Source organism: Oryzibacillus soli (genome assembly GCF_051594765.1).
GTDB lineage: Bacteria > Bacillota > Bacilli > Paenibacillales > NBRC-103111 > Paenibacillus_AR.
Genome location: NZ_JBPPGJ010000017.1, coordinates 128,254 through 138,692 on the forward strand (window position 1 = coordinate 128,254; position 10,439 = coordinate 138,692).

The 10,439-nt window shown below is 57.8% G+C and carries 12 protein-coding genes and 1 pseudogene; 9 read left to right on the plus strand and 4 right to left on the minus strand.

The window, feature by feature from the left end:
- Positions 1-33: 33 nt before the first annotated feature.
- Both ACSEXW_RS21555 and ACSEXW_RS21560 read right to left on the minus strand, forming a co-directional pair.
- On the minus strand, positions 34-1,326 hold the full coding sequence (locus ACSEXW_RS21555) for a hypothetical protein (protein ID WP_438448241.1): 1,293 nt from the start codon (positions 1,324-1,326) through the stop codon (positions 34-36).
- A 31-nt stretch (positions 1,327-1,357) separates the two neighbouring features.
- On the minus strand, positions 1,358-1,897 hold the full coding sequence (locus ACSEXW_RS21560; protein WP_438448242.1) for a DUF2249 domain-containing protein: 540 nt from the start codon (positions 1,895-1,897) through the stop codon (positions 1,358-1,360).
- Positions 1,898-2,121: 224 nt separating this feature from the next.
- Here ACSEXW_RS21560 and ACSEXW_RS21565 point away from each other — a divergent pair, with 224 nt between their 5' ends.
- Positions 2,122-2,433, plus strand: coding sequence for a cupin domain-containing protein (locus ACSEXW_RS21565; RefSeq protein WP_438448243.1), 312 nt, complete (start codon positions 2,122-2,124; stop codon positions 2,431-2,433).
- A gap of 99 nt (positions 2,434-2,532) precedes the next feature.
- Positions 2,533-3,351 (plus strand): TylF/MycF family methyltransferase, encoded by an 819-nt coding sequence (locus ACSEXW_RS21570; protein ID WP_438448244.1) that lies wholly within the window; start codon positions 2,533-2,535, stop codon positions 3,349-3,351.
- Positions 3,352-3,357: 6 nt separating this feature from the next.
- On the opposite strand, the gene ACSEXW_RS21575 is transcribed toward ACSEXW_RS21570, so the two are convergent.
- Positions 3,358-4,356 (minus strand): ketoacyl-ACP synthase III, encoded by a 999-nt coding sequence (locus ACSEXW_RS21575; RefSeq protein ID WP_438448245.1) that lies wholly within the window; start codon positions 4,354-4,356, stop codon positions 3,358-3,360.
- Positions 4,357-4,651: 295 nt separating this feature from the next.
- Between ACSEXW_RS21575 and ACSEXW_RS21580 the strand changes: the two are divergent.
- The 3 genes and pseudogenes from ACSEXW_RS21580 to ACSEXW_RS21590 all read left to right on the plus strand — a co-directional run bounded on the left by ACSEXW_RS21580 (position 4,652) and on the right by ACSEXW_RS21590 (position 8,132).
- Positions 4,652-5,503 (plus strand): annotated as a pseudogene (locus tag ACSEXW_RS21580) (phosphotransferase family protein).
- Positions 5,504-5,576: 73 nt separating this feature from the next.
- Positions 5,577-7,469, plus strand: coding sequence for an adenylate/guanylate cyclase domain-containing protein (locus ACSEXW_RS21585; RefSeq protein WP_438448246.1), 1,893 nt, complete (start codon positions 5,577-5,579; stop codon positions 7,467-7,469).
- A gap of 63 nt (positions 7,470-7,532) precedes the next feature.
- Positions 7,533-8,132: a YhcN/YlaJ family sporulation lipoprotein gene (locus ACSEXW_RS21590; RefSeq protein WP_438448247.1), complete on the plus strand. Its 600-nt coding sequence runs from the start codon at positions 7,533-7,535 to the stop codon at positions 8,130-8,132.
- Positions 8,133-8,205: 73 nt separating this feature from the next.
- Here the strand turns inward: ACSEXW_RS21590 and ACSEXW_RS21595 are convergent, their stop codons facing one another.
- Positions 8,206-8,628 carry a hypothetical protein gene (locus ACSEXW_RS21595; RefSeq protein ID WP_438448248.1) on the minus strand — a complete coding sequence of 141 codons (423 nt, stop codon included), beginning with the start codon at positions 8,626-8,628 and terminating at the stop codon, positions 8,206-8,208.
- A gap of 197 nt (positions 8,629-8,825) precedes the next feature.
- On the opposite strand from ACSEXW_RS21595, the gene ACSEXW_RS21600 reads away from it, so the two are divergent.
- From ACSEXW_RS21600 to ACSEXW_RS21615, 4 genes are all read left to right on the plus strand, one after another.
- Entirely contained in the window at positions 8,826-9,086 is a 261-nt protein-coding gene (locus tag ACSEXW_RS21600) for a helix-turn-helix domain-containing protein (RefSeq protein ID WP_438448249.1), read from the plus strand.
- Positions 9,087-9,351: 265 nt separating this feature from the next.
- Entirely contained in the window at positions 9,352-9,600 is a 249-nt protein-coding gene (locus ACSEXW_RS21605) for a hypothetical protein (protein ID WP_438448250.1), read from the plus strand.
- 21 nt (positions 9,601-9,621) lie between these two features.
- Positions 9,622-9,807 (plus strand): hypothetical protein, encoded by a 186-nt coding sequence (locus ACSEXW_RS21610; protein WP_438448251.1) that lies wholly within the window; start codon positions 9,622-9,624, stop codon positions 9,805-9,807.
- Between the two features lie 251 nt (positions 9,808-10,058).
- A partial coding sequence (locus tag ACSEXW_RS21615; RefSeq protein ID WP_438448252.1) for a hypothetical protein occupies positions 10,059-10,439 on the plus strand: 381 nt, incomplete at its 3' end.

A 10,439-nucleotide genomic window follows, 5' to 3' on the forward strand; every position in this document is an offset into this window, starting at 1 on the left:
GTGGACTGCTTCAAGATGCGGGTTACGCCCGCTTTATTGACGGAAGACGTTCAGGATCAGGCCGATATAGACCAGCATGGCAACGGACAGGAACAGCTGCGCGGCGAGGAGGATACCGGAGGAGCCGGCGGCCAGCCCGAACGCGACGGCCAGGATCCCGGCGGTGACGGCGGATAGGCCGTACCGCACCCCTTTCTCCGAGATCATATCTGCGAGAGAAGGGACATTCATCTTCCCGACCAGATGCCCATAGCGGTGAGTCCACCACAGGAACGGAGCGATCTTGGACAGATATCCGAGAATGGTTAGAGCCACGAAGCCCATGAAGTACAGGTAGGCAAAAACCGTATGGTACCGGGAGTCTCCCCATGCCCCAGGCACGGCCAAGAGCAGGGCGGCGCCGGCGGCGAACAGCACGCCCCAGCCCCGGAGAGCCCAGACGGAGAAGCGGATGCCGTCCCCCGGCTTAGCCTTGTGCTTCGCCCGGATGATCTGCTTGGCATGAACAATGTAGACGGCTACGGCTGCAACCAGAGGGAGGAGCGCCAGGCCTGCGGCCATGCCGGAGCCTCCGGCCAGGGTGACCCCGATGATCCCCAGCATGCCCGCATTAAACAGGACCAAGGTAACATGCTGCAGGCGTGTCGGGAAGTTGTGGGCCAGATAGAACATCGGCAGCATCTTATAGGAGAAGCCGACGATCAGGAGGGCGAACCAGCCGACGAGTCCGCTCCAGATATGGGCGGCCAGGAGCCGCTCATGCATGGCGGAGAGGAAGCCGAACCGGAAGTCGAGTCCCATCAAGAGCCCGGATACGGCGGTGAAGGCCAGATAGACCAAGGAGCTGGACACATGCAGCGTAATCGGGTTCCACATCCTGGCGCGGTACAGAGTCACGGCCATATTCAAGACGAAGACCAGGATTCCTGCTAGGAGTGCGGTGGCAGAGACGGCCAGCACCGTCACATTCAGCTTCAGGAAGCCGTAGGTGATGCCGGCCAAGCCGCCGGTGAACAAGCCGTAATGGATATACCCCAGCGTCTCGCTGAACACCTTCTGGTTCAGCACCACATGGAGCAGCTGGTAGACGGCGCCCATGGCCACCATGGTGGCCCAGCCCAGCACCAGAAGGTGGGAGACGCTCCAGCCGGCGGGGGTCCGGGTGGCGCCAGACGCAATGTCCGATCCCGCGGCTAAGACGGCGAACTGGAATACGATCAAGAGGAACATGCCGGTGAACATAAAGGTAAAAGGGAGCCGGAACGAGGTTTTGTTCGGATTCGGCTCGGTGCTGCCGCGCCTGCAGCGGCTTCGGATGCCCGTCATGGCGGCCACCTCCCGTGTGTGGATTAGTTGGTTAACCTCTGCGAATGGTGATGCGGGCTTGTTCGTCGACGCCCAGATGCTCAATGTCATAGATGTAGCCACGCTGCTTCAGCTCCTCGATGAGGAAAACCGGCACCCGGTCGTTGGTGATGCACAGCACCTCGCTCGGGCCCATCTTATCCAGCTGGGCCAGGGTGCGCATCATGGGCTGGGGCGCTTCCAAGCCCCGGTTGTCGAGGTCGATCAGGCGGTGGCCCCCAGCCTGATCTTCGGCCTTCTCCGGCTTAGCCTGCTCCGGTTCTTCCTCGGGCAGGGCCAATTCATCGAGCAGATGCTTCTGGCTCTTGTGAATGAAGGTGGTGATATAATGGTCGTCCGCCAGCTTCTGCACCCGATTTCTGTAGCCCTTCAGCTTCATAATGCCCAAGAGAGGCGTCGGCTTCAGAGTGGCGTGGAGGACGAAGACCTCTTCCTTCTTCAGTGTTTTTATGGTACCCATAATCAGCTCGAAGGGCTCCAGCTTGCTTCGCAGCTGGGGGCGGACATCGAGTTCGACGGTTTTGGCTGTCATAAGGAACATCTCCTCTTTGTATGGGATTAGGTGTGATGTCATGCCATTGAGAATGATTATCTGTAGTGTACCTGGAAAAGGGGGGATCCTATGTGCGTACAATCACAATCGAGTGTGAAATTGATCACAAAAGAGATCTGCCTTGAGGGGTAGGATAAAGGCATAACGAACCGTGAAGCAAGTCAAACGCAACCAACTATTATAGATATGGGGAGGACGACAGCATGCTGTTGGCGAAAATGGGGAACTTGATCGGCAAGGAATCGGCTATGATGACCTTGCTCCACCAATCCGAAATGAGTAAAATCTTCATGCTGTATCTGGAGGAAGGTAAAGTGAAGGATTGCGGCTGTACCACCGCGCCGGAAGTGGTCTTCCAGGTCTTGGAGGGGCAGGGGACCATCTATCTGAACGGAGAGCCTCACGAGGTGGAGGCAGGGGATCTTCTCTTGTGTCCGCAAGGGGCGAATCATCGGCTGGAGGCCAACCGGGGTGCGGAATTCCGTCTCTTGGTGGTCAAGCCTCTTCAGCAATAGACAAGAAGATACCGAAGGCTCGTCCGGCTATCCGGACGAGCCTTTTTTTGGCGGAAATGGACGGATCTCCGATGTGCCGGGCGTCCTGTCCCGCATACGATGAAAGTGTGCAGGAAGGAGGTTCAAGCCGTGGCTCAGAATGCTGCAGAGCTGTACATCGAATTATTGAAGAAAACCGTTCTGTATGAGATCTGGTGGGAGAAGGAGCAGTACCGTGACATTCCGTTCCGGAATGTTCATGATGTGGCGGCTCTTAAGGCGTTCCGTCCCAACCGGGAGGCACGACTGCTGGGGGAGGATTGGCCGCCGTTAGCCCACAGCATGATCGGCCGGATCCGGATGGACCAGTTGGAGCAAGCCGTCAAGACGGTTCTCCGGGAGAAGGTACGGGGGGATCTGATCGAGACGGGGGTCTGGCGGGGAGGAGCATGCATCTTTATGAAGGGCGTGCTTCAGGCCTATGGCGACGCTTCCCGCAAGGTGTGGGTGGCGGACTCCTTCGAAGGACTGCCGCCGCCGGATCCGGGCCAGTACCCCGCCGATGCGGGGGATGTTCACTATCTGTACGACTATCTCCGGGTATCCCTGGAGGAGGTGCAGGAGAACTTCCGCCGTTACGGCCTGCTGGACGACCGGGTGGTGTTCCTGAAGGGCTGGTTCAGCGAGACGCTGCCGTCCGCCCCCATCGGACCGATCTCGGTACTCCGGTTCGACGGGGACATGTACGGGTCCACTATGGATGTGCTCCGGAACTTGTACGATAAGGTGTCGGACGGCGGCTTCATCATCATCGACGATTATGTGCTGCCCCGCTGTGCCGAGGCCGTCCACGAATTCCGAAGGGAGCGGGGGATCCACGATCCCATCATCAACATCGACCGTACCGGCGTATATTGGAGGAAGAACCGCAAGGGCTAAGGGACATTAAGCTTCGGACCTGGCCTCCGGTAAGCTCCAGCGCAGCAGGGCGCCGGCTTGCACCAGCCCCGCTCCGAAGCCGTATAAGAGCACCGTCTGGCCTTCGGTCAGGCGGTTTTCTTTGACCGCCAGGTCCAAGGAGAGGGGGATGCTGGCCGCAGAGGTATTGCCGTACCGGACTAGACTGTACAGGGTCCGCTCCAGCGGGAATCCGCTCTTCTCGCAGATGGATTCGATGATCCGCAGATTGGCGCTGTGGGGCACGAACCGGTCTATCTCCGCCAGATTCAGCCCGGCTGCTGCCGCGAGGCGGGCCATGGCCTTCGGCACCTCGGTCACGGCCCAGCGGTAGACCTCCCGCCCATTCTGGACGATGCAGCCGTTTCCTTGGAGCTCCTTGCCGTCCATGCTGCCGGAGAGGCCGGAGCGATAGACGTGGATGCCTCCGGTCCCGTCACTATGGGAGCTGTGGGCAAGCAGCAGCTCCTGCTCTCCGCCTGCCTCCAGCAGGATCACCCCGGCTCCATCCCCGAACAGGATGCAGGTCGAGCGATCCGTATAGTCCGTAATCTTCGACATGGTATCCGAACCGAACACGAGAATCTTGCGGTACATTCCCGAGGAGATCAAGGCACTTGCAAGCTGAATGCCATGGACAAACCCCGCGCAGGTGGCATTGACGTCGACCGCACCCGCAGCGGGTATGCCTAGCTTGCTCCCGATCTGGCTTGCCGCAGATGGGAACGGGTAGTCGGGCGTATTCGTACAGGCGATAATGTGATCCACGTCATCCAAGCGGATCCGGTAACGCTCCATCAGGTCCAGTGCGGCACGGACGCAGAGATCGCTGGTAAATTCATGCTCCGCGGCGATTCTGCGCTCTCGGATACCGGTCCGCTGTACGATCCATTCATCGTTCGTATCCACCATTTGCTCCAAGTCCGCGTTTGCCAAGATCTTCTCCGGGACATAGCTGCCGATGCCCGCTATTCTCGCGTGAACCATATAGACGCCTCCTCGAGATTGTTTATGGTATCAAGTATTAGTACCAGGTGCTAATTACATGCCATTACTTTACCTTTCCTTAGGTCCGGGTGTCAAGTCCGGATGAATCGGATCCGCGGATTATTGGAGAGGATTCGCACTGTCCGAAGGAGCATAGGAGGTTACAATGAAATCATGACGAGGGTTGGAGGGGTTCTGGATGGAGAATGCCATCAAAACAAGGCTTAACGTGGAAGAGCTGCGCCTGTTGGCCGGAAGAGTCTTCGGAGAGGAACTGCAGGAATGGGAGGAGCTAATGGACGGATGGGCCAATACGGCTTACCGGATCCGGTTAGGCAGCGGGAAGCAAACCGCGCTGAAGGTGGGCCCGCCTCCGGGAACGATCCTGATGAGATATGAAGCCGAGCTGATGCGGACGGAGGTGGAGGCCATGCGGCTGGCTTCCGGTGTCGTGCCTGTTCCGAAAGTCCTCTGGTACGATACAGAGAGACGACTGATCGGCAGCGACTACTTTTTCATGGAATGGCTGGACGGAGTTCCGTATAAATAATTGAAAGCGGCCATGAGCCCGGAGGAACGGGAGGCCGTAGAGCGTGAGCTGGGCTTCCACAACCGGAAGATCAATGACATACAAGGAGAGCGCTTCGGCGGGTTCTTCCAGGAGGGGAGCAGGGAAGGGTGGAGTCAGGTCTTCCGCCGGATGGTGCAGGATGTGCTGGAGGACGGGAAGGACCGCGGGGTTCCGCTTCCCTTCTCCTATGAGGGGGCGGAGCGGGAGGCCGACAGACGGATGGACGTTCTTGCGGAGGTGACCGAGCCCCGGTTGGTTCACTGGGATCTGTGGGACGGCAACGTCTTTGTCCGCGATGGACGGATCGTGGGATTCATCGATTTCGAGCGGGCATTATGGGGAGATCCGCTGATGGAATATTATTGGGGCCGATTGGCGGTTTCCCCTGCTTTCCGGCGGGGCTACGGCGAGGGGGAGCTCACGGAGGCGAAGCGGGTGCGGCGCAAGCTGTACGATTTCTACCTGGATCTGATTCTCTTGATCGAATGCGCTTACCGGGGCTATGCGAATGAAGGCCACCGGAAATGGGCTTACGACAACTGTGAGCGCGGCTGGAGATTTTTGCACGAAAAATGAGCCATAACGGCGGCATTTCCGTTATAATGAGTTTTGAGAAAAATGTCGAAAAATATCGACGGAGGTGCCGCCAGTGGCTTGGTCCGAACGCAAATATGAATTCGATGAGGTCTTTTCTCTGGACCGCAGGACCGTATGGGAGCTTCTGGCGGATACGGATCACTTGAACCGGTTTATCGGGTTGTTCGAGCTGACCCCATCCGCACCGGATCCGGAATCGGTCCAACCGGTACGGAAGCTGGAGGGCCGCAAATACGGACTTTCCGTGAAGTGGAAGGAATATCCCTTCGAATGGGTCCGTTTCCGTTCGTATGAGGTCCTTCGCGTCTATGACAGCGGGCCCTTCGCCCGCTTCCGGGGAGGGATCGAGCTGGAGGACGTTCCGGGCCGGATGGTCGGGTCCACCGCGACACGGGTACGGCTGTACGGTATCTTCACGCCCTCCTCTCCGCTGGGTCTGGCGGCGGCTGCGTTGACGGGGAAGTCCGCTATGCTGCGGACACTGGACTACCTGCGCGCCTATATCCGCCATGCGTCCGAAGGAAAAGGGCACGTTCTCCCTGCCCTGAAGACGCTCAAGCCGAACCGGGAGCTGGACCGGATGCTCTTGGAATTGGAGGCCCGGCCCGTACGTAAGGAGTTGATTCCCCTTCTGAAGTCAACGCTGACCGAATCGGGGGAGGATGACGCCGCGGAGCTCCGCCCGTATGAATGGAGCAGAAGAACAGGCTGTTCCCGGCAGGATGCGGTGCGCTTGTTTCTCTATGCGACGCAGGCGGGGCTCCTGGATCTGAATTGGCAGCTCCTGTGTCCCACCTGCCGCAGCGGCGGCAGCGTACCGACGCTTCGGGAGCTGGAGCCCGTCCAGCATTGCGACTTCTGCGGCATCCCCTATGAGCTGGAGCTGGACCGGTATGTGGAGCTGGTCTTCTCGGTGCACCCCCGGATCCGAAAAGTCCGCCGCCGCACCTACTGTGTCGGCGGTCCCGGGTTAAGTCCCCACATTCTGGTGCAGGCGAATCTGACGGACGGTGAAGAGCGCGTGCTGCCTATACCGATCTCGCCGGTGCCTGTTCAGCTTCGGGTGCTCCGGCATAATCACCGTCTCCGCGTAGAGGGAGATGGTTCGGGACGCCGTTATGTACTGAACAGCAGATCGGCGTGGAGCGTGGAGCAGGCGGCTGACGGGAGCGGGACCCTTGCCGGAGCGGCAAAGGAGGACAACGTTCCGAAGAACATGGGTAGGAGCCGGTCGGCCCCGTCCGGCAGTCTCCGCATCCTGAACGATTCCGGCCGGCCTGTGACGGTTGTGCTGGAGCTTGCGGACTGGGAGGACCGGTTTCTGACGGCCGCCAAGGTGACCGCCATGCCTGAATTTCGGAGCCTCTTCTCCTCGGAGGTGCTGGCTCCCGGCCAGCAGGTGGGGATCCGGAGCATTGCCGTCCTGTTCAGCGACCTGAAAAATTCCACGTCCTTCTATGCCCAGACCGGGGATGCCCATGCCTATGGACAGGTCCGGAACCACTTCGATTATATGTCGGGATGGATCCGGCGGCATGAAGGCGCACTGGTGAAGACCATCGGGGATGCGGTGATGGCGGTGTTCGAGACGGCGGGGCAGGCTCTGGAGGCGGCGTTGGACATCCAGCTTCATCTCCCTGCTTATAATGCTCATCTGCCCGAGAAGGACCGGGTATCCGTGAAGCTGGGCCTGCACGAAGGTCCGGCCATCGTGGTCAATTCCAATGGGCAGCTGGACTATTTTGGCCAGACGGTCAATATGGCATCACGGATCCAATCCTTCAGTCGGGGCGGGGATATTCTGATGGAGGAAAAGCTGGCTTCCCGGCTCCGTACCCACCGGGAGCGTCTCGAGGGCTTGGGCCTGTCTCGGGAGGACTTCACCGCTGCGATGAAGGGGCTGGATCGGGAGCTGCAGGTGGTAAGGATCGGGCCCCTCGAATAAAGGCTGCTGCCAAGGAAAATCCTATGGAGGAAAGAGACCATAGGAACGGAGATGGAACTCAGCATGGACATCCGGTTAATGCGGGGAGGGCTGGCAGGCCTCTGGACCGCGTCGGTTCTCCTCCTCGCTTCGTGCGGGACGAGCAGCACCAATGAAGCGCCGCCCGCCGCCCCCTTCGGGATCAACGTCCAGAATCTGAATGATGACAACAATTACGGGAAGTACAAGCTGTATAGAGACTATGAACCCCAGCTCAAGTCGAATATGGTTCAGTTCCGCAATCCCGTGGAGAACCAGCGGATGGAGGAAGGGCTGATGAGCATCGAGGGAGTTCGCTCGGCCTATGTGCTGCTCCATGGAGACCAAGCGTATGCCGCGGTGACCCTCCGCGACGGGATGGTCGCCAAGAGTATGGCGAATCCGGGCTTGTCCCAGCAGCTGCGGGATACGGTCTCCAAGCGTATCCAGGCTATGGACCCTACCGTCCGTCAAGTCTATGTAACGGATCGGGCAGATGATATCGGTCGGTTCGAGACCATCGGCAGGGATCTCCATGAAGGCCGGCCTGTCACCGATTTGATGCAGGAGCTGTCCGAATCCGTGTCCCGGAACATCCCGGACTGGTCCATCAGCAATTTGACGCCGAGGAGCGTCAACCCCTGATCGAATGAGCAGGAGAGCCCGACGCCGCTAAGGCATCGGGCTTTTCTGCTTTGCAGGCTGTTGGAGCTGGATGTTAGTCCGAGAGAAGGGTACCATTCAAGCTCTCCGGACCTACCCGGATGGTGCCCAGGATATTCGATGCTACGAACATGGTGTAGACCAGTTGGGGAGCATCCGGCGGAAGGTAGTCGGAAGCGGCGACCGTGACGACCTGGGGAGCGAGTACGCTCAAGTCGAAGGTTTGGGTGGCGCTGAACACTAACGGGTCGGTCGGAAGGGTTCCGCGTACGATGGTAATGGTTATGCCGGCCAAGGCTAGGGGAAGAGTAAGCGACACGGAAGCGATCATCTGGACACGGGGGTTCTTCATGCCGGGCATGGTGTTGAGTCCGATCTGACCCACCAGCTGGGGCGTGTTGATGACCGTAATCGGAACCGCAATGGAGCCGGCAAAGCTGGCGTTCTGGGAGGTACGGGCGTCGACGATTTTAGCCATGATGATTTTCACCTCCTTGTGGATTATAGAAGTATGATATGAATGATAGGAACAACCAGCTTGCACGGTAGCCTGCCAGAGGCTGCCCAACTTTTTCGCCCACCGCACCAATTGAAGGGCTCCTTCATATGATGAATTTGACTGTATCCCTATCCCTTGTATCCGACAATAACCCAAGCAAGGAGGGGTGACACATTTTGAAGGACAGCGACCACAAGAGCAAATTCATCCTGACCCATCGTGAGCGCGAAGTGTTCGAACTACTCGTTCAAGACAAGACGACGAAGGATATCGCGCAGCAGCTCTTCATCAGCGAGAAGACTGTGCGCAATCACATTTCGAATGTAAAATGTAATCAAGCACACAATAAGGCGGTTGTGATGCATATTTTGATGCAATTATATTTGGCAGTCTCTGAATGCACACTATTTGCATTTGTGCGAACAAACGTGCTATAATAACCACGAAAGTGGTGTGAACAAATGTTCGATGACATCGAGAAGCAAGTTGCATTCTGGGTGGACGGTAAACACGGGAGTAAGATCGGGTTCATTCTCCCGGAGAAGGAAACGAGTGAAGAGGAATTGATCCAATTACACCGAGATATCGCTGAGATCGTAATTAGGTCCATGAAAAGACAAGCAAGACTGGCAAGGCCATAAGACGCGAGAGCACTTCCGGGTGCAGACCGCGTCTTTTTTGCGTTCTAAGGAGGTGGAGGCCGTGAATCTAGACCAGCGGATCCAGCGTGACCGGGATCGGGAGCGGCAGCCTCTCTTGTGCCGCGGGTGCCCATTCGGGACGTGGACCGGTACGAAGCAGACGTGCATCAGGTTGGAGTGCGTGAAGGAGCAGCCCCGGAATTTCCTCCAATGGGTCAGACTCATGAAGGGGAGAGACCAAGGCTTTAGCGATATGGATATTCATCAGCAATGGGAGATGTATCAGCGGTGGAAGAAGAATAGGGGCTGAACAAAGGCGGGAGGAATTGGTATGAAGGCATTGGTGGTTCATATGGTTAGTGGCAAGACATTTAGTATACATGGGCCTGCTGCTGAGAAACTCCTTAACATGTATCAATCCTTGGATTGGTCAAAGCCTATTGATATTAACGAGGATGGTAAGGTCAAGGTTATTATTAATCTGCGATATGTGGAAGGCGTAGTACCGGTCGAATGAGTTGATCCACATATTCACAGATGGTTATGCACAGACCTGTGGATATTACGGGTCCTTCCAGCGTCCCGACCGCATGCGGGTGCTCGCGACCCCGAAATCTGTGTAGCGACAAATTTTTATTGGTTTTTGCGTTTCATCATGCAAGATCGTGAATGGTTATGCATAAGCATTCAGCCCATATCGAAAATCAAGCGGACCGCCACTTTCGGTGGTCTTTTATTTCCGGAGCCGGCGGAAGGAGGAGGAGCGGCATGCGAAACGAGGGGAAAACGAACGGCGAAAAGCTCATCACGACGAAGGACCTGGCGGAGCTGCTGGATCTGTCCGCCCGCCGGGTCCAGCAGCTGGCTGAAGAGGGTGTCCTGATCCGGGCGGAAAAAGGGAAGTACAAGCTCCTGGAGAGCGTCCATCGGTATATCAAGCACGTCCAGAACCGCAGCCATGACGACGATGTGGACTACTTCTCCGAGAGGGCCAAGCACGAACGGGCCAAGCGCGAGAAGGCGGAGTTGCAGGTGGCCGTTATGCGTGGAGAGCTCCACCGGGCAGAGGACGTAAAGGATGTCATGACAGACATGCTGGCCGCGATCCGGGCGAAGCTGCTCTCCCTACCGGCGAAGATCGCACCGAGG

Bases quoted from the DNA above. Each gene is read 5' to 3' on its own strand.
- ACSEXW_RS21575 (WP_438448245.1), bottom strand. From the start codon at position 4,356: ATGGTTCACGCGAGAATAGCGGGCATCGGCAGCTATGTCCCGGAGAAG.
- ACSEXW_RS21565 (WP_438448243.1), top strand. From the start codon at position 2,122: ATGCTGTTGGCGAAAATGGGGAACTTGATCGGCAAGGAATCGGCTATG.
- ACSEXW_RS21590 (WP_438448247.1), top strand. From the start codon at position 7,533: ATGGACATCCGGTTAATGCGGGGAGGGCTGGCAGGCCTCTGGACCGCG.
- ACSEXW_RS21570 (WP_438448244.1), top strand. From the start codon at position 2,533: ATGAAAGTGTGCAGGAAGGAGGTTCAAGCCGTGGCTCAGAATGCTGCA.
- ACSEXW_RS21555 (WP_438448241.1), bottom strand. From the start codon at position 1,326: ATGACGGGCATCCGAAGCCGCTGCAGGCGCGGCAGCACCGAGCCGAAT.
- ACSEXW_RS21610 (WP_438448251.1), top strand. From the start codon at position 9,622: ATGAAGGCATTGGTGGTTCATATGGTTAGTGGCAAGACATTTAGTATA.
- ACSEXW_RS21595 (WP_438448248.1), bottom strand. From the start codon at position 8,628: ATGGCTAAAATCGTCGACGCCCGTACCTCCCAGAACGCCAGCTTTGCC.
- ACSEXW_RS21560 (WP_438448242.1), bottom strand. From the start codon at position 1,897: ATGACAGCCAAAACCGTCGAACTCGATGTCCGCCCCCAGCTGCGAAGC.